Annotated in this window: 20 protein-coding genes; 7 read left to right on the top strand and 13 right to left on the bottom strand. The window is 63.8% G+C overall.

Going from position 1 to position 18,235, the window contains the following annotated elements:
- Positions 1 to 75 precede the first annotated feature (75 nt).
- Positions 76 to 1,173, top strand: coding sequence for a sugar kinase (locus tag KF712_06820; GenBank protein MBX3740683.1), 1,098 nt, complete (start codon positions 76 to 78; stop codon positions 1,171 to 1,173).
- Between the two features lie 160 nt (positions 1,174 to 1,333).
- Here the strand turns inward: KF712_06820 and KF712_06815 are convergent, their stop codons facing one another.
- The gene (locus KF712_06815) at positions 1,334 to 1,693 is read right to left on the bottom strand and encodes a helix-turn-helix transcriptional regulator (GenBank protein MBX3740682.1); all 360 of its coding nucleotides are present in this window, start codon (positions 1,691 to 1,693) and stop codon (positions 1,334 to 1,336) included.
- 167 nt (positions 1,694 to 1,860) lie between these two features.
- Here KF712_06815 and KF712_06810 point away from each other — a divergent pair, with 167 nt between their 5' ends.
- Entirely contained in the window at positions 1,861 to 2,097 is a 237-nt protein-coding gene (locus KF712_06810; GenBank protein MBX3740681.1) for a thioredoxin family protein, read from the top strand.
- Positions 2,098 to 2,146: 49 nt separating this feature from the next.
- Here KF712_06810 and KF712_06805 read toward each other — a convergent pair whose 3' ends face one another.
- Together KF712_06805 and rpe are read right to left on the bottom strand one after the other, a co-directional pair.
- Positions 2,147 to 3,043: a hypothetical protein gene (locus tag KF712_06805; protein ID MBX3740680.1), complete on the bottom strand. Its 897-nt coding sequence runs from the start codon at positions 3,041 to 3,043 to the stop codon at positions 2,147 to 2,149.
- 40 nt (positions 3,044 to 3,083) lie between these two features.
- The gene (gene rpe, locus KF712_06800; protein ID MBX3740679.1) at positions 3,084 to 3,752 is read right to left on the bottom strand and encodes a ribulose-phosphate 3-epimerase; all 669 of its coding nucleotides are present in this window, start codon (positions 3,750 to 3,752) and stop codon (positions 3,084 to 3,086) included.
- 134 nt (positions 3,753 to 3,886) lie between these two features.
- On the opposite strand from rpe, the gene KF712_06795 reads away from it, so the two are divergent.
- The gene (locus KF712_06795; GenBank protein ID MBX3740678.1) at positions 3,887 to 4,114 is read left to right on the top strand and encodes a hypothetical protein; all 228 of its coding nucleotides are present in this window, start codon (positions 3,887 to 3,889) and stop codon (positions 4,112 to 4,114) included.
- Positions 4,114 to 4,389, top strand: a complete 276-nt coding sequence (locus tag KF712_06790; GenBank protein MBX3740677.1) for a hypothetical protein — start codon at positions 4,114 to 4,116, stop codon at positions 4,387 to 4,389. The genes KF712_06795 and KF712_06790 overlap by 1 nt, the downstream gene beginning before the upstream one ends.
- Before the next feature lie 92 nt (positions 4,390 to 4,481).
- Here KF712_06790 and KF712_06785 read toward each other — a convergent pair whose 3' ends face one another.
- The 3 genes from KF712_06785 to KF712_06775 all read right to left on the bottom strand — a co-directional run bounded on the left by KF712_06785 (position 4,482) and on the right by KF712_06775 (position 8,459).
- On the bottom strand, positions 4,482 to 5,471 hold the full coding sequence (locus KF712_06785) for a nucleoside hydrolase (protein ID MBX3740676.1): 990 nt from the start codon (positions 5,469 to 5,471) through the stop codon (positions 4,482 to 4,484).
- Positions 5,472 to 5,527: 56 nt separating this feature from the next.
- A complete protein-coding gene (locus KF712_06780) occupies positions 5,528 to 6,865 on the bottom strand; it encodes an OmpA family protein (protein MBX3740675.1) in 1,338 nt (445 codons plus the stop codon).
- A gap of 91 nt (positions 6,866 to 6,956) precedes the next feature.
- On the bottom strand, positions 6,957 to 8,459 hold the full coding sequence (locus KF712_06775; protein MBX3740674.1) for a trypsin-like peptidase domain-containing protein: 1,503 nt from the start codon (positions 8,457 to 8,459) through the stop codon (positions 6,957 to 6,959).
- A 132-nt stretch (positions 8,460 to 8,591) separates the two neighbouring features.
- Between KF712_06775 and KF712_06770 the strand changes: the two genes are divergently transcribed.
- The gene (locus KF712_06770) at positions 8,592 to 9,554 is read left to right on the top strand and encodes a hypothetical protein (GenBank protein MBX3740673.1); all 963 of its coding nucleotides are present in this window, start codon (positions 8,592 to 8,594) and stop codon (positions 9,552 to 9,554) included.
- Positions 9,555 to 9,885: 331 nt separating this feature from the next.
- On the opposite strand, the gene KF712_06765 is transcribed toward KF712_06770, so the two are convergent.
- From KF712_06765 to KF712_06750, 4 genes are all read right to left on the bottom strand, one after another.
- Positions 9,886 to 11,370 (bottom strand): hypothetical protein, encoded by a 1,485-nt coding sequence (locus tag KF712_06765; protein ID MBX3740672.1) that lies wholly within the window; start codon positions 11,368 to 11,370, stop codon positions 9,886 to 9,888.
- Positions 11,367 to 12,401 carry a cytochrome c gene (locus KF712_06760; GenBank protein ID MBX3740671.1) on the bottom strand — a complete coding sequence of 345 codons (1,035 nt, stop codon included), beginning with the start codon at positions 12,399 to 12,401 and terminating at the stop codon, positions 11,367 to 11,369. The genes KF712_06765 and KF712_06760 overlap by 4 nt, the downstream gene beginning before the upstream one ends.
- 51 nt (positions 12,402 to 12,452) lie before the next feature.
- Positions 12,453 to 12,953 carry a metal-dependent hydrolase gene (locus tag KF712_06755; GenBank protein MBX3740670.1) on the bottom strand — a complete coding sequence of 167 codons (501 nt, stop codon included), beginning with the start codon at positions 12,951 to 12,953 and terminating at the stop codon, positions 12,453 to 12,455.
- Between the two features lie 75 nt (positions 12,954 to 13,028).
- The gene (locus KF712_06750) at positions 13,029 to 13,691 is read right to left on the bottom strand and encodes a hypothetical protein (protein MBX3740669.1); all 663 of its coding nucleotides are present in this window, start codon (positions 13,689 to 13,691) and stop codon (positions 13,029 to 13,031) included.
- On the opposite strand from KF712_06750, the gene tadA reads away from it, so the two are divergent.
- Both tadA and KF712_06740 read left to right on the top strand, forming a co-directional pair.
- A complete protein-coding gene (gene tadA / locus KF712_06745) occupies positions 13,681 to 14,349 on the top strand; it encodes a tRNA adenosine(34) deaminase TadA (GenBank protein ID MBX3740668.1) in 669 nt (222 codons plus the stop codon). The two genes, KF712_06750 and tadA, sit on opposite strands and share 11 nt — an antisense overlap.
- The gene (locus KF712_06740) at positions 14,346 to 15,074 is read left to right on the top strand and encodes a methyltransferase domain-containing protein (GenBank protein ID MBX3740667.1); all 729 of its coding nucleotides are present in this window, start codon (positions 14,346 to 14,348) and stop codon (positions 15,072 to 15,074) included. Before tadA ends, KF712_06740 begins: the two co-directional genes overlap by 4 nt.
- 78 nt (positions 15,075 to 15,152) lie before the next feature.
- Here the strand turns inward: KF712_06740 and KF712_06735 are convergent, their stop codons facing one another.
- From KF712_06735 to KF712_06725, 3 genes are read right to left on the bottom strand one after another with little or no spacing between them, the layout of a single operon-like run.
- On the bottom strand, positions 15,153 to 16,565 hold the full coding sequence (locus KF712_06735) for an acyl--CoA ligase (protein ID MBX3740666.1): 1,413 nt from the start codon (positions 16,563 to 16,565) through the stop codon (positions 15,153 to 15,155).
- Positions 16,562 to 17,887, bottom strand: coding sequence for a hypothetical protein (locus tag KF712_06730; GenBank protein MBX3740665.1), 1,326 nt, complete (start codon positions 17,885 to 17,887; stop codon positions 16,562 to 16,564). Before KF712_06730 ends, KF712_06735 begins: the two co-directional genes overlap by 4 nt.
- Complete coding sequence (locus tag KF712_06725; GenBank protein MBX3740664.1) at positions 17,884 to 18,138, bottom strand: hypothetical protein; 255 nt, start codon at positions 18,136 to 18,138, stop codon at positions 17,884 to 17,886. Before KF712_06725 ends, KF712_06730 begins: the two co-directional genes overlap by 4 nt.
- Positions 18,139 to 18,235 lie beyond the last annotated feature (97 nt).

Below are 18,235 nucleotides of genomic sequence, written 5' to 3'. Positions count from 1 at the left end.
CACGGAACTTTTCAACATCGCAGCCCCGCCGGATCGGGTTCCGGCGCGATCCGCGATTCTCCAAACTCAACGACCATGCCACTGACCATCAAACCGAAGTCCGAATGTGCCTTTGACCAAATCTCGCTGGGCGAGGTGATGCTGCGCCTGGATCCCGGCGAGGGCCGCATCCGGACCGCCCGCAACTTCGCCGCCTGGGAGGGCGGTGGGGAATACAACACGTCCCGCGGCCTGCGGAAATGCTTCGGCTACAAGACCGCCGTGGTGACCGCCTTCGTGGACAACGAGGTGGGCCACCTGATCGAGGACTTCATCATGCAGGGCGGCGTGGCCACGGACTTCATCCAGTGGCGCGAGGACGACGGCATCGGCCGGAATGTCCGCAACGGCCTGAACTTCACCGAGCGTGGCTTCGGCGTCCGCGGTGCGGTGGGGAACCCGGACCGTGGCAACACCGCCGCGTCCCAGCTCAAGCCGGGTGACATCGACTGGGACCACATTTTCGGCAAGCTGGGCGTCCGCTGGTTCCACACCGGCGGCATCTTCGCCGCCCTTTCCGAAACGACCGCCGCGCTCACCGTCGAGGCCGTGAAGGCCGCGAACAAGTACGGCACCATCGTTTCCTACGACCTCAACTACCGTCCGTCCCTCTGGAAGACCATCGGTGGCCTGCAGAAAGCGCAGGAGGTCAACCGCGAGATCGCGAAGTATGTCGATGTGATGATCGGCAACGAAGAGGACTTCACCGCCTCCCTCGGCTTCGAGGTGGAGGGCGTGGACCACAACATTTCCTCCATCGAGACGGAAGCGTTCAAGAAGATGATCGAGACCGCGGTGAAGGATTTTCCGAACTTCAAGGTGGCGGCCACCACGCTGCGCACCGTCCACACCGCGACCGTCAACGACTGGTCCGCGATCCTCTGGCACGACGGCCAGTTCCATGAAAGCCGGAGCTACGACAAGCTGGAGATCCTCGACCGTGTCGGCGGCGGCGACAGCTTCGCCTCCGGTGTGCAGTTCGGCTTCCTCGAGTTCAATGACGCGAAGAAAGCCGTCGAATACGGCGCGGCCCACGGCGCCCTCGCCTCCACCACCCCGGGTGACACCTCCATGGCCACCCGCAAGGAAGTGGAGAAGCAGATCAGCGGCGGCGGCGCGCGCGTCGTGAGGTGAGTAAGGAGGGTGGACACCCCTGTCCACCGGCTGCAACCGGAACACGGAGCAATGGCAACGCGCTGCCATTGCAGGCGGTGGACAAGAATGGGAGCGCAGCGGACACAGCGGCAGAGCCGCCATGTCCGCCCTCCTTCAGGATCTTCCGTGATGCCAGACACTACGGCATGGATACTCCATCACCCTCCTCAGCGTGTTCCAGGTTCAGCAGCCGCACCTGCTCCAGCAGTCCGGCAAGCTTCATCCCCGCCTCCGTCAGGTCATATTCCACATGAGCCGGCAGTCCCGCGTGCACCGTCCGCACCAGCACGCCGAACTCCAGCAGCTTCCGCAGCCGTTCGTTCAGCACCTTGGTTGATATGCCCGGGATGTAGCGCTCCAGTTCCCCGGGACGCTTCGTCCCACCCGCCACCGCCGCCACCACGGAGGTGCTCCATTTGCACCCGATGACGTCCTCGAACCGGTGGTAGTTCCTCCGCTCCCGCAGCGGGATGAACTTCTGCTTCCTCTCCGTTGGCATGGCTCCAGACAACCAACCGGCGTGCCCACGTGTCCAGAGGGAACCTTTTGGTAACCACCCCTCCGGAAAGTGCCCGCTACGCGGAAACCCATACCCTGCCATGCTCCCGGTGCGGCAGGAAATCCACCACTGCCGGATCACAACAACCAACGAACCAACCAACCATCATGAAAACCACCGCCACCTTCTACCACGCAGGTTGCCCGGTCTGTGTCGAAGCGGAGCAAACCCTCGCCCTCGCCCTCGATCCCTCCCGCTTCCAGGTGGAGATCGTCCACCTCGGCGAACAGGCGGCCCGCGTGGGCGAAGCCAAGGAAGCCGGAGTCAAATCCGTCCCCGCCATCGTCATCAACGGCCAGCCGTTCCACATCAACTTCGGCGCCCCCATCGAGGCCCTCGGTTGAATGACACACCGGCCCTCCCCAGTCCGGGGTAGGGCCATTCCATCTTCCCTCAGTTGCCCGTGCGCTCGCTGATGAGGTCGAGCACACGCTTCTTTTCCTCGATGTCGAGCTGGAGCCGGGAGAGCTGTGCGGGGGTGAGGATGTCTTTGTACTTGTCCACCTGGGCGTCCAGGTTCCGGCGCTGCAGATCACGGAAAGCCTCGATCTTCTCGTTGGCATCCTCCCCACCCGTCATGAAGGGCATGGAAGCGAGGGACGAACCGGCAATGTAGGCGGAACCCGTGGGAAGGGGAGAGGTGTCCAGCACCAGATCCAACCCTTGGGGACGTTCATCGTGTTCCTTCCGGACATCTCCGCGGATACGCTCCAGGATCATCTCCCGCTGTTCCGGCGAGAGGTCCGTGAGTTTGGAGAATTTGGCAGCCTGCTCCTGGGAAGCGGTTTCCACGCTGTTGTCCTGCAGACGCTTGCGCAATGCGGCGAAAGCGGTGGCCTGTTCCGGGGTGAGGGTGGCGAGGACCGCCTTTTCAAGGTCCGCACCCGCCTGCGCGGCGATGTCCAGCAATTTGCCCGCGTCGATGCCACCCGCCGGCTCCAGGGTCGCGCGCGCGGCGGCGATGGCTTTCAGCACCTCCGCTTTCTGGTCATCGTTGAGACTGAGCGCTTCCGTGAGCCTGGCGAGCTTCGCGCCGTCCTGGGACGTGATGTCCTGCTGGGCCTGCTCCGTCGTCTTCAACGGTGCCTGGGGTCTCGGTCCGGTCGGGCGTTCCGCGGATTCGCGGGATGGCTCGGTGATCGCTGGCGTGGGTTCGGGAGCCTTGCGGGCCGGAATCCGGGCAGACGGCGACCGGGCTTCATCGGGAGCTGGTGGAGCGGGTTTCACCAGCCAGCCGACGCCGAAGCCGGCGATGGCGGTCACGATGGGAAGGATGACGGAGGGTTTCATGGATACTTCGGGTTTTTCGGAGCAATCGGAAAGACACCATCTAAACGCCGCGGATCGCGGAAATTGCCTTCGCCATGTCCGGAGCCTTGAAGGTCGAGGAACCTGCGACGAAGACATTCGCCCCCGCAGCGGCGCAGGGAGCGGCGGTTTTCACATCGATCCCGCCGTCCACCTCGATGTGGTAGGTGAGGCCGCGTTCCTCGCGGAGCTTCGCCGCCGCCTCGATCTTCGGCAGCATTTCCGGCATGAAGGCCTGCCCGCCGAAGCCGGGGACCACGGTCATGCACAGCAGGAGGTCGATCTGGTCGAGGAACGGCAGGGCTTTCTCGATAGGCGTGGCGGGATTGAGCGCGAGACCGGCCAGGCAGCCGCCCTCGCGGATGCGCTTCAGCGTCTCCGCCACGTCATGGTCCGCCTCCACATGGACGGTGATGAGGTCGGACCCGGCGGCGATGAAGCGCGGCAGGTAGTGGTCCGGGCGGGAGATCATGAGGTGCACGTCCAGGAAGATGTCGTTCGTCTCATGCACGGCCTGCACCATGGCCGGGCCGAAGGAAATGTTGTCCACGAAATGGCCGTCCATCACATCCAGGTGCATCCAGTCCGCGCCGGAGTGGATGGCACGGGTGGTTTCCTCCCGCACCCGGGAAAAGTCGGCGGCGAGCAGCGAGGGAGCGATGACGCGGTCTTGGAAAGTTCTGGGAATCACGCGGGGGACTTTCGGCGATCAGACGGCCCGCGTCCAACATTGAACGCGGGAAAAAGCCGGGGCCAGATCATGGCTCCCGGGGTGGACCCCAAACTAAGACTCGTAAAACCGCGGGAATCCGTTACTTTGAAGCCATGACAGCGGAAGCCATCTTGCAAAAGGGCGTTCGGTATGACCGGACCGGCAAACCGCTTGAAGTCGTGATCCCTTACGAGGATTTCGTTGATTTCATTGAGACCTACGGCCTCGACCTGACCCCGGACGAAAAAGCCTCGGTCAACGAGGCCCAAGCCGACCGTGAGGCGGGCCGGAGGGAAAACTTCGTCGCTTTGGAAGATCTCGAAAAAGACCTCGGCATCTGATGCGCGCGGTCGTCTTTCACCGCCGGGCAGCCCGCTATTTGAGCCACATGCCGCGTGATCGGGCCATGCAATTGCGTGACGCCCTGCGGGAAGTCGCGGGACTTCCCAACATCGCGGACCACCCCAACATCAAACAGATGAAAGGCGACATGGCCGGATGGTCACGGCTGCGGGTTGGAAGCTATCGTGCCATTTTGCAAGTGACCATCATTGAGATCGACGAGGTGCTTTACGTGGACGCCATCGGGCCGCGCGGAGATATCTACAAAGGCTGAAAACTTTCTTTCAATCCCTCAGCCCCCCCAACGCTTTCCGCACGGCGGCGAATGTGAGGATGGATGCCCGGGCACCGTTTTTCTTGGTGTCCTCAACGGGCCGGAGGCTCCGCGGTCAGATGGACGCAGGCTTCCCGGACGCGGGCGGCCTGGGCTGCATCCATGATGAGGAACTGGTCTCGGCCCTTGTCCTTTTTGCTGAAGCGGGTGAATCCATCCTCCCCCACGGTGACGGTACCGGGAACGGAAAGGGTGAAATAACCACGGTCGGGATAGACGGCCGCGAGGACGGAGGTCAGGTCCCAGGTGGGGCGGTCGTGCGGCGGCGGATTGTAAAGGTAGTAGGACTCCTTCACCGGATGATGCGGCACGTAGTTGAAGTCCCGCTCGATGCTCTGGTGCGGGTAGGCCGCGGCGATGCCGATCTCGAAGCCGCTCCAGACGATGGGCGACGGCCATTCGTCCGCCAGCTTCCGTGCTGCGGGGATGTCATATTTGACGTTGTACTCGATGTAGTGGTTGTCGTGACCGCCGATGGTCTGGAAGGCCCCCGCCATGATGCTGAGGAGCTTCACCTTTTTAGCGATGAGATCGCGGCCGTTGAGCGGCGAATGCTCATCCCCCGGTGTGTCCAGAAGGCGGGCAAAGTTGGTGAAGAAACCGACCTGGATGAGGGTGACGGACTGGTCCGGCTGGGCGGCCAGCGTCTTGCGCAGAAGGACCAGCGCATCCGGCGCATCAGCCCCGCTTTTCAGGTCGCGCGGGTATTTCGCCTCGTCATCGGTGGCTTTGAGGTACTTGCCCTCCTCCTTCGCCGGGCCGTCCCGGACGACGCCGATGGGGATGTCCGGCTGGCCGTAGAAGGTGTTGAGCGCATCGATGTAGGCGGCGGCCTTCGGGTGGTCCTTGGTGACGGTGACCGCCAGCAGCTTGCAGGCACCACGCTTTTCCAGGCTGTGGATCATGGCCAGCGCCATGGCGTCGTCCACATCGTTGCCCATGTCCGTGTCGAAGATGATGGGGACGGGCTGCGCGTGGGCGAGGGATGCGGAAAGGAAAAGCAGGGCCAGATGTTTCAGCATGTCCGGATGGGTTCGGGTGCTTGCGGAGGAGCTGCGATGGATGCTCCGGCCTCCATTCAGAAATCCAGGTAGATTTCGGTCCGGCGGTTGGCGCGGCGGCCTTCCGGGTCGTCCTCGCCGCTTTCGGTGACGTTGGGGCGGCGGGGCTGCGTGGCCCCTTTGCCCAGCGTGATGATCTGCGCCTCGGATACTCCGGCGCTCACCAGGTAGTCGCGCACGACGTCCGCGCGGCGGGAGGAAAGGCTGCGGTTGTAGCCATCCGTCCCCAGCGAGTCGGTGTGGCCGGAAAGCGTGATCTTTTTGCCCGGATCGGACTTGAGGATCATGGTCACGATCTCAAGCTGGCGGCGGGTGCGCGGGTTGATCTCGTCCTCGTCGAACTCGAAGTAAAGCGCGAGCGTGTCCCCTCCCTGCGGATTCTTCACCAGCGGGGAGTAATAGACGTCCCCCCCGGCGACGCGGCGGGCATAGTCCGCGAGGAGCTGGTCGAGGTTGATCTCGGAAACGAGCCAGTTGGAGGGAGCCGGAGGCTGGCGCAGGGAGATGGCGAACTGGGCGGACTGCGCGGCGTCCACCGTCTCCACGTTCGCCAGATAGCCCACGGTGTCCTTGCGCTGGAACATCGCGCGCAATGGCTTGGACGTGCGCAGACGGTAGCCGCCCTCCTCGAAGAGGATGCACAGTCCGGCGATCTTCGCGTCGGAGACGGTGGCGGGATCGACGAAGGCGCGGGCGAACTCGAAGTCCTGCTTGAGGACCGCCTGCAGGAAGGCGTCCGCCGTTCCGAGGGAATCCGCGAGGATCGCCTTCGGGATGGGTTCATCGGCCGCCGGAGGGAGGGTGATTTTCTCGACGGACCAGACGCCCTTGTTGCGGCGGAGATCGAGGAAAATGCGGTCGCGGCCGGCTTCCGGACCATCGAGTTCGAGCGCCCAGCGGGCGAGCGCGTTCAACTCCAGCTCACCGACTTCCCGCACGCCGCCCGGCTGGCGGAGCTTGATCGCTTCGGCGGTGGCCAGATTTTTCAGGCGCTCCAGCGTCTTCGGATCGAGCGCGTCCTTGCCGATGAGCTTTGCGGCGGTCGCGAGGTCCCCGGCCTCGATCGCCTTGGCGATGCGTGCGACCAGCTCCGAGGGATCGACTTCCTCCACACCCACACCCAGGTTTTTGAAGACATCCTCCGGCTTCTCGGGCGCGGGCATCTCGCCGAGGTTCGGCACCGCCGGGGGGAGTTCCGGTTTTTCCGGCTGCTCCGGTGGCGTTTCGACGACGGTGGGCGGCGGTGGCTGGACGACGGCAGGGCTGCCGGGGCGGATGAAAAGGAGGGCGACGGCGGAGATCGCCAGCACGGCGGAAAGCGCGAGGAAGAAGTAGGGAAGCTTGGAGCGTTGCATGTTTCGGGAGAGCGTCGGGACCCGGGTGGATGTGCTAAGAACGCGGAAAATCCGCGGGATTATCAGGAATGGAGGAAAACGGAGGAAATCGTCAGCGTTCGCGCGGATCCGGCAGCTCGACACGGAGGGTGTTTCCTCCGCGGCGGACATGGAGGATGGTGTTCTGCCCGGCAGCCGGAGATGAGAGCTGGGAAAGCAGTTCCCGGGCCTGCGAGACGCGCGCGTTGTTCACGCCGATGATCAGGTCCCCCGGCTGGACGAGCCGGGCCGCGGCCGAATCCGCGAGCACCTGGGTGATGACAATCCCCTGATAGCCGCGGATGGCCTCCTGGGCGGTCAGATCCCTCACATGAATGCCCATCAGTTCGAGGTGCTTGCGGGATTCTTCCGGGGTTTCCTCCGGAGCGGGATTCTCACTGGCCGGATTTGCGGGAGCCTCCGAAATGGTCACCTCCACATCCACGGTCGCGCCGTCCCGCCAAACTTGGATCGGTATTTTTTCCCCGATCTTCGTGCGCTGGATGAGGGTCTTCAGTTGGGCCCTGTTACGCACCGGCTGGGAGCCGAAGCGGAGGATCACGTCATTCGCCTGGATGCCCGCGGTCTGGGCGGGGGATTCCGGAACGACGTTCAGAATCGCGGTGCCTTCACTGCCGGTGTAGCCGGTCGAGGCCATGACCGCGGGATCCAGATCCCGCAGACCCACACCCAGGAATCCCCTGACGCGCCGTCCGCGCTCCAGGATCTGGAGCAGGGCGTCCTTCACATCGTTCGACGGGATGGAGAAACCGACGCCTTGGAAACCGGGATTCTCACGGTCCTGGGAGTAGATGGCGACATTGATGCCGATGATCTCCCCGCGCAGATTGACCAGCGGGCCGCCGGAGTTGCCGGGGTTGATGGCGGCATCCGTCTGGAACAGATCCGGCTGGCTGTCGGAAATCGAGCGCTCCTTCGCGGAGATGATGCCCTGGGTCACCGTCTCGCCCAGGCCGAAGGGATTGCCGATGGCGAACACCATCTGGCCCACCTTCACCTCGGAGGAGTCTCCGAGCTTGAGGGGGGTGAAGTTGCCTTCCCCCTGGATCTTGATCACGGCGATGTCCAGCAGGTCATCTTCGCCAACGAGGGTGGCGGGGTACGTCTTGCCACCATGCAGGGTCACCTGGATCTTCTGCTGCCCGGCGATGACGTGGTGGTTGGTGACGATGTGGCCCTCGCTGCTGACGATGACTCCGGAACCCTGGCCGCGGGTGGGGTAGCGGTTCACCCGCAGGCGGCCCCACATGTCGAGCAGCCGCTCGGTCCGGACGCTGGCGGTGTCGATGCTGACGACGGAAGGCACCACCGCCTGGGTGAGGCGGGCGTATTCATCATTCAGGCGGCCCAGCAATTCCACGTCATCAAGTTTCAGCGGAGCCTTTTCCGGAAGGGTGAAAGTCTCCGGGTGGAAGTTTTCGTTCTGCCCGCCCAGCCATGGAACCAATGCCCTGAGATCCCCTCCGGAACGCCAGATCCGCAGGGCGGAGACGGCGAAGAAGGCGATGGCGAAGACGGCCCCGAGGGCCAGCAGACGGCGGATTCCAGCGTTCATGCGGGGGTGGGTGGGAACGCGGGAAACATGCCCCAACGCCGGAATTTTCCAAGCGCGTAAAACCCCGGATCGGCAGGATTCAGACCATTCTTCCTGCTTGCCTACATTGACGAATCTGTAATGAGTCGTGTTATGCGCTTACTCTTAAACCCACTCATCCTCGCACTGGGCATGTCCCAGCTCCACGCGGCGCCCTTGTCCGAAGCGGACCGGGAAGCCCTCATCGAGCGCCTGGACATGCTCAAAAAGTCCGCGACCGAGCGTCTGGACGCCCGTTTCCAGGCAGGGGTCCAAGCCTACGCCGCGGCGATGAATTCCGAGGACGACGCTCTGGCCCTCTACCTCAAGTGCGTGGAGAAGGTGGATTTCATCGACCAGAAGAAAAAGGAGAGTGATTTCCGCGAATGGAAGCGGAAGGAAGGGGACAAGCTTTCCGCCCCGTCGTTCAAGCTCGCCCTGCGCCACCAGCTCTATTGGCTGTCCCTGACATGCCAGGCGGCCTCGGAGAATGCCGACCGCGAGCGGCTGACCACGATCGCGCAGAGCGCCATGGACGCGGTCTTCCGCGACCTGCCGAATCTGAAGGACCAGCAGCAGGTCCTCAAGCAGTCGGTGACCGGCACGGTGTTCGCCAAAGCCTACGAGATCACCAACATCAAGGTGGACAAGTGGGCGTTGAGTCCGGTCGATATCCAGATCATCTATGAACAGATGGTCATGCCGCCGCTGAGGAATTCCGCCGGGATCGACAAGCTCAAGGAGGCATGGGTACGCCGCATGCAGCAGGAAGGCGCGGTGGTGGAGTACTGGACCGGTAGGGCTGCCGGAGCCGGGGGCGGCAGGCAGCGCGAGGAAGGCCGCATCGGCATGGCTGACAACGCCCGCCCGCCCGAAGTGGACCGCTTCCTCAATGACGTGCTCCCGGTGATGCAGTGGCAGATGGAACTCGATCTCTTCAAAGCGGGTGACCAGGCGGCGGCGGCGGTCAGGATGATCAACCACATCGAGAAAAACCTCGGCAACAGCAGCGCGAAAGACTGGAGCGAACAGTTCCGCAACCTGCTGATGGCGGGAGCGCCCGCCGAACAGCCCTGACAAGCAGGAGGGACGGAGCGCCGGCTTCAGCCGGCTTGGCTTCGCTTGGCTGGATTCTCCGGGACCGGCTGAAGTCCAATGCCGTTAAGGATTGGGGTAACTATCGTAACAAAGCGGCATTTTTTGAACCGCAGATTGAGAGGATTAAGAAATGATTCCGCAGATTCTGATTCTCTGGAGGATATGCTTTGGCCTTGCGGTGGTTCCTGCTTCTTCCCACATCCGCGCAATCCATTCTTAATCCTTTAATCTGCGCCGGAAAAGGCGACCTTCTACCTTCGGATCCCAATCCTTAAAGGCATTGGACTTCAGCCGGCGCTCCATCCAATTCTCACCGTGGCAGTTCGTTCGCGGTGTAGAAGAACAGGTTGTTCTGCAGCTCGGTCCGCTTCTTTCCTTCGGCGTATTTCACGTTCTGGAGATCCAGGCGGTAGATGCACCCGGCGGAGAAATCCGCAAGCTCCACTCCGACGGTTTTCGGCCCGGTTTTACGGATGGCTTTGATCTCGTGGTTTTTCAGGTTCTCCGGATCCGATCCATAGACCCAGCGAGGCTGGACGGTGAATGAGGAGAATTTCCAGCCTTTGGCATCCGCGAGTTCATCGGGAATCTCCTTGGTGAACGCGATCTCGAAACCGCTGCGGGTGATCTTCATCGTCTCGATGTCCTCCGGCACTCCGCCCAGCGCGGTGATGCGCTGGAGACCCTCCGCCGGGGCGCCCCAGCCACGGACGGTCTGGCCGATGTAGAGTTGTTTCCCATCCGCCGTGAAGCGCAGGCGGTGGTTCCCGGAGCGCAGGCCGTGCTGGTCGATGAAGTGGGTGACCGCCCCCTGGAACTTTCCGTTCACCTTCTCCAGCATCACCCGGGAGATCCGCGTGCCGTTGTTGTCCGGAACCAACAACTGCCCGGCGAAGGGACCAAAGGAACCGTCACGCGGGATCTCCATCGGCTCGCCCGCGGAACGGTTGATCTCCATGTGGGGAATCTCCACCGCCGCCTTGGTGCGGTCCTTGTTATACTGATCGAGGTTCTCCCGGTAGAAGGCCAGCGGGTCCTTGCCCTCCCACTTCGCATCCCAGACGAGGCTGCTGGGGTGGCCGTAGAAGTTCCCCTTTTCAATGTGATACAGGGGGGTGACGGCCTTCCAGTCGCCCTGGTTGTCGCCGGCCCACAGGTTGCCGTCCGGATCCCGGTAGATGCCATTGTGCATGCGGAAGCCGCTGGCCCACGGGGTGAGCTTTCCCGCCGCATCGCAGTGGAGGATCCATCCGCGCCATTTCACGGCGGAGAAGTTCCGCCCGCGGCGGCCTGCCGGAGAGTAGTCACCCAGCACGTGGCTGAACACCGGGCCGTTGTGGGAGGCGGTGCCGATGGAGAGGAAATAGCCGTCCTTGCCATCGCCGGTCAGCGTGTTGGTTTCATGGTAGTTCCCGCTGAGGCCCCAGCCGGAGGAGAAGCGCGTGTAGCGGTCCGCCTTGCCGTCGTTGTCGGTGTCCTCCGCCTGGGTCATCTCCGCCATCTCGGTGACGCGGATCTTCGTCGGGCTGATGGCGTGGACACCGCAGCCGTTGTGGAAGCCGGTGGCGAACAACTCCCACTTGAACGCCGTGGGATCCGCCTCCGGTTTCGCGCGCAGCACGTCGCCGCGGCGGAGAACCACGAACAACGTGCCGTCCGGCGCGAAATCGATCGCGCCGACTTCCGGAGGAACGCCCGGAGGCAGCTTGATGTCCTCGACTTTATAGCACTCGGCGAAATTGTCGTCGGCCATCGCACCGGCGGCCAGCAGAGGGAGAAGGAGCAGCGTTTTCATTCGGGCTTGGCGATGGATTGGATGAAAAGGACGAGCGAGTTGATCTCCACATCCTTCAGTTGGTACGGCGGCATGTAGTTCGGTGGATAGCCCTTCGCGACCTTCGCGTTCGGGTTCTTGATGGACTCGAAGAGGTAGGCGGCATCCGCCTTCACCTTCTCGGCCGAGCCTTCCAGTTCCTTCATCGTGTCCGCCAGTCCGGCGAGACTGGGGCCGTAGCCCTTCGAGCCATCCGTGGAGTGGCAGCCGGAGCAGCCATAGGCGTTGAACAGCGTGGCACCCGCCTCCACGTTCGCCTTGGAAAGGTCCACCTTCACCTCATAGCCGTGGAAGTCGCCGAGGCTCTTCCCGGTGAACGCCAGGAGCATCTTCCCCTCGCCCTCCGCGGTGAAGGAACCTTCCTTCCACGCCAGCTTCGCCGGAGGATCGCAGGTCCACTCCGCCTCGTAGGAAAAGGAATCCTTCGCCGGACGGATGACCGCTTTCACGACATGGCCGCCCGCCTTGAACTCGAAGCGCGGCACGCCTTTCTCCAGCGAGTAGCCGATGTATTCCGGCTCACGGATGGGCTTGCCGCCGATGCTCAGGGGGTGCTCCCCCTCCGCCTTGTAGAACAATGTCCCCACCAGCCGCGGCACGTAGTCCTTCGACACGCGGGAGCCGCGCTTTTCATCCCCCCAATAGGGCGTGAAATCCAAGAAACCACCCTGCCAAGCATACATCGGCCGGCATTCCACCGGGTCGAACACATAGGCGAGCTGCGGCCCCATGCTCACGGCGATGGCCGCAGGCAGCCCCGCGTCGGGCTTCTCCGTCCCCTTGGTGTCGCGGCCTTCCTTTGGGCTATAGGCGGGTGCGACCAATCCTTTGTGATGGCGGGCGAACACCGCCTCATCGATCCCCGGGTCGGGCAGGTAGGAGTTGATGACCAGCGGGGACTCCACCGATCCAAGGGGCCGGTTGTTGAACGTCAGCAACGGTTGCGCCGCCAATGGCAGGGCACCGAGAAAGAGCAGCGCGAGGGATTTCATGGGTTCACGGGAATTCGCAGAAGGGGATACAGTTGCACGCAACCGGGGTTATCAACGAATCGTAAAATCCCTGCGCACCGGGAGTGGACGGACCTTCATCCGCGCTGCTCCCTCCGCTTTCTCCAGACCGGAGCGAGGCGGAAAAGATAGTAGCACGCCAGCACGCATAGGACATCGAGCGGGATCCACAGCAAGGGACTCACCCCACTGGAAGGTTCCGAATGGGGAGAGCCAGTTGATCCCTCCTGAGATGGCATCACAGACGAGATGGAAAAGATAGGCGGCGGAACAGGCTACCGCCGTCCGCGGACGGAAGTGCCGCGACATGAGCATGGAGCCGAGCAGAAAGATCATCGTTACCAAAGCCCAGCAGGGCAACCCGTGCGACCAACTGGCGACCCTCGCCTCCAGGGAAAGGTGAGGATTCAGGAGATCCGGCAAAGCCCCCGCCCCGGCAATGGGGAGCAGGACACGCCATCCCGCATCCTCCGTACGCCTGGTACAGATTTTCACCAGGATCACCGGGGCCAGTGCATGGGTCAGCGTGTCCATGATCAGCGGTCAGCCTGCGCAACCGCGCCGGGAGAAGGAAGCTGGAAATGGCGGCCATGCGAAGGCGCGCTCACCTCACACCTTGCGCTGCTGCTCGCTCATCCACGTGTAGATCATGACCCATAGCGTAAGGGCGAGGATGTACATGGGGATCTGCAGCAGGGGAGGCAATGAGTAGAGGATGGAGACAACGGGGATCCACACGCCCCAAGTGGCGAACATGACGGGCAGCACGTGGTCCCGGTAGTGGGAGACGGTGAAAAATTCCGCCGGGCGCGTGGCGTCCCGCCCATGGTTCTTGAGGTCGTAGAACCACACGGTCACAGGGCCGGAAAAGAGGGTGCTGTAGATGAACTGGTCGATGATGACCTTTTTCGCCACCACGGCGAATGTCACCTCCGTGCCGAACCACACGCCCTGCGCGCGGTAGAGCGCATCCACCGTCACCGCCATGATGGCCCAGAATGGGACGGTGTAGAGGAGGTTCCGCAGGTTGCTCCGCCGCATCTTTCCTTTCTGGAAAACGAGCACGCGCAGGATCTCCGGCAGCAGCGCACCCGCGACGATGGCAGCCACCGCGGAATAGAGGTACCCCCAGCGTGCCTTCACCTGGGCCATCGCATCCAGCCAGCCGGTGGTGGGCGGGTAGAAGTAATACGCCAGCACGACGGCCAACATGGCGGCCTGGACGATGAGGCCCGGCACCACGTTCGCCCGCGCGGCGCGGATGCCCGCCATCCATGGAGCCTCTCGCCGCCTCGCCGTTGTTGCCGTCACGCGGCTGACGGTAGGAAGACCCGGCACTTTTGTCGATCAGGAGCAAAATGGGGCGTTGAAGTGGGGGGCAAGATGGCGCAGGAAAGCGGGCGTGGAGGAACCGATCATCGATTTGCACAGCGACGCCTACTTCATGGGGCAGGCGCTCAGGGAGGCGCGGCGCGCCTACAACGCGACCGAAGTGCCCATCGGCGCGGTGATCGTGAAGGAAGGCCGCGTCATTTCCCGGGCGTGGAACCAGGTGGAAACGCTGAAGGACGCGACGGCCCACGCGGAGATGCTGGCACTGACCGCCGCACAGAACGTGCTGGGTGATTGGCGGCTGGAGGGCTGCACGCTCTACGTGACGAAGGAACCGTGCCCGATGTGCGCCGGGGCGATCGTCCACTGCCGGCCGGAACGGGTCGTCTTCGGCTGCCCGGACCCGAAGGGCGGGGCCGCTGGCGGGTGGATCAACCTGCTGGAGTCGAACCCGCCGCTGAACCACCGCTGCGACGTGACGGCGGGCATTCTGGGCGAGGAGTGCCTGGGTCTGATCCAGGGTTTTTTCCGCGAGGCGCGGGAGAAGAAGAAACTTTCCCGGATGGAGCCGGACCAACTGCCGGGAGGTGGGGAATGAGCGCGGTCTATGAAACCACGAAGCTGGTGGATGAATACCTGCTGTTCCACTACGGCACGGAGGCGGACATCCTGCCGGACGGCGGGGACTGGCCTGCGGAAATGCGGGCCTCCCTGGGCTTCGCGGAACGCACGGTGAAATGGTTCACGCCGGGAAATGCCCGCCGGGGGCTGGACCTGGGATGCGCCGTCGGCCGCTCCGCCTTTGAAATATCACGCGGTTGCGCGGAGGTCATCGGCATCGACTTTTCCCATGCCTTCATCGCCGCCGCGGAGACGCTGCGCGGCGGAAAGGAACTGGCCTACCAACGGCTGGAGGAAGGGCGGCTGAAAACCACCCTCACCGCCCGCGCACCGTTCGCGGCGGAGAACCTCACTTTCCAACAGGGCGACGCGATGTCCCTGCCGGAATCCCTCGGGACCTTCGACCGCGTGCATGCAGCGAACCTGCTGTGCCGCCTGCCGGAGCCGGAGCGGCTGTTGGCACGCCTGCCCTCCCTGGTGGAAAGCGGCGGGGAGCTGGTGCTGGCCACCCCATGCACCTGGCTGGAAGATTTCACCCCCATCGGCAACTGGCCGGAGGGGGAGACGTTCGATTGGCTGGCGGACCGCCTCGGCGGAACCTTCGACCTGCTGCGGCGCGGCGAGGAGCCTTTCCTGATCCGCGAAACGGCCCGCAAGTTCCAGTGGACCCGCTCGATGATGACCGTGTGGAGGAGAAAGTAAGGGCACCCTCATTCTCGGGCGGCGAGCATCGACGGATTCACTGACAAGGCACGGACTGATCCCGGGATACCTTACCCCCTACCGCTGGATCTTGCCGGATGCGGTCCGCTGGAGCTTCTCCACGAAGGTGAACTTCAGCGGCACCTTGTAGGCGGCCAGCCGCTCGCGGCAGTGGGTGATGAGCTTGAGGTTCTTCGGCGGATTGGAGGGATCGCGCAATACGATCTCCGCCGCCGGGATGGAGCCGGTTTCCGGATGCGGATGGGCGTAGACCCGGCATTCCCGCACGTCGGGCTGCTCGTTGAGCACGGCTTCGATTTCCTCCGGAAAGCATTTCAGTCCGGCCACGTTGATCACGGATTTCAGCCGTCCCGCGAGGCTCACGCTGCCGTCCCCATCAATCGATGCGAGGTCCCCGGTGGCGAGCCAGCCGTCTTCCAGCACCGCGTCACGCGGTTGCCAGGGATCGAGGTAGGCGTCGAAGAATCCCGGGCCTTTCAGCAGCAGCTCGCCGATGCCGTTTTCATCGGCATCCTGGATGCGGATCTGGAACCCGGCCTGCGGATTGCCGACGGACAATGGCTTGTCCATTGCATGGCGGAGGTTGAGCAGAGGCAGCCCGCCCTCGATGATGCCCAGACCCTGGGTGAGCGGCATGCCGAACCGGGCGAGCCACTTTTCCGCCACGGTGGCGGGCAGGGCGGCGGCGGTGGACACGGCCAGCCGCAGGTGGGGGAGAGGGCGGGCGTTCGGGCAGGAGGCGAGCAACCCGTGATGGAACGGAGCCGCATAGAGGACGGTGGCCCGTGTTTTCTCCAGCTCGTCCATCAGGTCCTCACCCAGGTGGGACTTCGCCAGCAGGGTGGTCGCGCCGTGGAGCAGATAGAGGACGATGGAGACGGCGAAATGATGCGCCATCGGCAGGATCCACAGCACGCGGTCCGCCGGGCCGATGCCGAAGCCGCTGTTGCAGGCGGTGACCCTGGCCAGCAGCGTCTCGTGGGATAGGACCACGCCCTTGCTGCGGCCGGTGGTGCCGGAGCTGAAGCGGATCAGCGCGGGATTCAGCGCATTGAGGGTGGGTTCATCGAACGACGGCACATGTCCGAAATCCCCGTGAAGGGTGGCCCCGTCGATCTCCTCGCTGGCTCCGGACGGACCGGTCCATGGTTGGCCGGCGGTGGCGATGAGGCAGTGGACCGCCGTGGTGGCGGTGAGTTTCGCGCGCTCCGGCATCGCCAGCTCCCCCGGCACCGGTACTAGCGTGCCGCCCGCCTTCAGCACCGCCAGGGACCAGACGATGTGGTCGATCCCGTTGGGGATGCTGATGGCCACGCGCGCGTGCTCAGGGAATAACGGCGACTGCTCCAGCGATGCGGCGGCCCGCTGCATCATGTCCCGCAACGCGCCGTAGGTGACCCTGGTTTCCCCCTCCACCAGCGCGGTGGCTGCGGGATCACAACGGCGGAAGATTTCATCGGTGATGTTCATGGACTGCCGGTGAGGGATGAAATGAAAGCGGTCTGGAGGGCGGACGCTTCTTCCTGGGTCAGGACGCCGTCGCGCCAGGAGGTGGTGATGGTCATGCGGCCGCGATGCTCTCCTACGAAGACCCCAGTACCAGGTGGGCCGTAGAATCCGGGAACATGCCACGCGTTCGTGATGGCGGCCCCGGCGAAAGTCTCCAGGCCGCCCGCGAACAGTCCGGTGTGGCTGTGGTGGAAGGAAGTCGTCTGTCCCTTCATCTGCATGTCCAGGAACTTCGCATACACCGGGGAGGGCAGGACCATCATCCACCGCTGCATCTCGGCGAAGGAGTCCACCAGCTTCGCGCGCATGGCCTCCTGCTGCCTGCGGATGAGCGCGGTGGTGAGCGTCGCGATGTCGTCCGCTTCATCTTTCCGGGTATGGAGGAACATCACGGAAACATTGTTGCGGAAGATGGGGCCGGGTTTTCCGCGGGGCCGGTCCTGCAGCGGCAGGGCGACCACGTCCTGCTCCGGCAGCCCTCCGCGGAATCCCCGCCAGACGGCGTGGTGTGCCAGGATGGCGGCGGCCAGGTAGAAGTGTGTCTGCACCAGCGGCCCGCCGATGGTGGCGGCCCGTTGTTTCACCGCGTTGGATTCCTCCTTCGTCAGCACTTGGCGGGAAAACCTGAGCCTTCCAACCTTCGCGCCCGGCGGTGTCAGGGAGCGGATGCCGGTTTTCAGCAGCTCCATGAGATGGTCCAGCATCGGTCTGGTGGCCTGCCAGCGTTCGTGCAGACTGTTCCTTTTTGAGCCGGTGGGATGGGAGAAACCCGGAGCCACGGATTCCGCGGACGGATCCTCCCACAGCGCGGCGATCTCCCGGACCAGCCATTCCGCCCCCACGCCATCCAGCACGATGTGCCGCCAGGTCAGGATCAGATCACAGGTGCCACCGGCATGGATCACCGCGTCCATCCGCACATGGCAACGGCGCGGTTTTTCCAGCTCCGGGCCGGCGTCATTGAGGAGGAAATCCAGCAGCGCGGAGGTTGAGCCGCCTTCATGAAGGTGGAGGGGGATGGTGTCCGCCGCATGCTTTGAGCGGACATACCATGCATGGAGCGAGGGAATCGGGCGGCTGACGGCGGACCCGAGGATGGGATGGCGGCGCATCGTCTCCTCCAGTGCTTTCCGGAGCCTGGTGAAGTCCGGCACGGAGGAAAGCTCCAGCACGGTGCAGCTCACGTGGCGTCCCTGCCGACGGCCCATCCGGCTTTCGGTGGCCAGTACGTAGGCGTCGGTTTCACCGATTTTGACCAGCTTTTTCCCCATCGCCGCGCTCACGCCGTCTGTTTCTCCGCCACCAGCAGCGCGATCGCCGTGGTGGTGTGGAAGTTGTCCCGCGTGACCTCGCCCATGGGGATCTCGACGCCAAAGTTTTCCTCAATCAGGAGCAGGAGTTGCATGATCGCCATGGAGTCCAGCCCCGCCTCGAACAGGTCGTCTTTCGCGCCGAACCCGGGTGATAGCTCGATCAACTGGCCGTCGATCAGATCACGGATCCGGTCGGGTGTGGGAGTGGAGGCGCTGGGCATTGGCAGGTCAATGCGGAGGCTAGAAAACCCCGCCATCCACGGCAAGCCGGAATGGCCGCGTGGGAGCTTGCCCGGACGGGAGTTTGCCGTCCGGGTC

The organism is Akkermansiaceae bacterium (assembly GCA_019634595.1).
GTDB lineage: Bacteria > Verrucomicrobiota > Verrucomicrobiia > Verrucomicrobiales > Akkermansiaceae > Luteolibacter.
The sequence above is the reverse complement of the archived record's forward strand: the minus strand, read 5'-3'. Positions and strand labels throughout refer to the sequence as shown.

Coding starts and splice junctions, on each gene's coding strand:
- KF712_06740 (MBX3740667.1), top strand. CDS start 14,346: ATGAGCGCGGTCTATGAAACCACGAAGCTGGTGGATGAATACCTGCTG.
- KF712_06735 (MBX3740666.1), bottom strand. CDS start 16,565: ATGAACATCACCGATGAAATCTTCCGCCGTTGTGATCCCGCAGCCACC.
- KF712_06725 (MBX3740664.1), bottom strand. CDS start 18,138: ATGCCCAGCGCCTCCACTCCCACACCCGACCGGATCCGTGATCTGATC.
- KF712_06770 (MBX3740673.1), top strand. CDS start 8,592: ATGCGCTTACTCTTAAACCCACTCATCCTCGCACTGGGCATGTCCCAG.
- KF712_06750 (MBX3740669.1), bottom strand. CDS start 13,691: ATGGCGGGCATCCGCGCCGCGCGGGCGAACGTGGTGCCGGGCCTCATC.
- tadA (MBX3740668.1), top strand. CDS start 13,681: ATGCCCGCCATCCATGGAGCCTCTCGCCGCCTCGCCGTTGTTGCCGTC.
- KF712_06765 (MBX3740672.1), bottom strand. CDS start 11,370: ATGAAAACGCTGCTCCTTCTCCCTCTGCTGGCCGCCGGTGCGATGGCC.
- KF712_06795 (MBX3740678.1), top strand. CDS start 3,887: ATGACAGCGGAAGCCATCTTGCAAAAGGGCGTTCGGTATGACCGGACC.
- KF712_06815 (MBX3740682.1), bottom strand. CDS start 1,693: ATGCCAACGGAGAGGAAGCAGAAGTTCATCCCGCTGCGGGAGCGGAGG.
- KF712_06755 (MBX3740670.1), bottom strand. CDS start 12,953: ATGGACACGCTGACCCATGCACTGGCCCCGGTGATCCTGGTGAAAATC.
- KF712_06775 (MBX3740674.1), bottom strand. CDS start 8,459: ATGAACGCTGGAATCCGCCGTCTGCTGGCCCTCGGGGCCGTCTTCGCC.
- KF712_06760 (MBX3740671.1), bottom strand. CDS start 12,401: ATGAAATCCCTCGCGCTGCTCTTTCTCGGTGCCCTGCCATTGGCGGCG.
- KF712_06810 (MBX3740681.1), top strand. CDS start 1,861: ATGAAAACCACCGCCACCTTCTACCACGCAGGTTGCCCGGTCTGTGTC.
- KF712_06780 (MBX3740675.1), bottom strand. CDS start 6,865: ATGCAACGCTCCAAGCTTCCCTACTTCTTCCTCGCGCTTTCCGCCGTG.
- KF712_06805 (MBX3740680.1), bottom strand. CDS start 3,043: ATGAAACCCTCCGTCATCCTTCCCATCGTGACCGCCATCGCCGGCTTC.
- KF712_06790 (MBX3740677.1), top strand. CDS start 4,114: ATGCGCGCGGTCGTCTTTCACCGCCGGGCAGCCCGCTATTTGAGCCAC.
- KF712_06785 (MBX3740676.1), bottom strand. CDS start 5,471: ATGCTGAAACATCTGGCCCTGCTTTTCCTTTCCGCATCCCTCGCCCAC.
- KF712_06820 (MBX3740683.1), top strand. CDS start 76: ATGCCACTGACCATCAAACCGAAGTCCGAATGTGCCTTTGACCAAATC.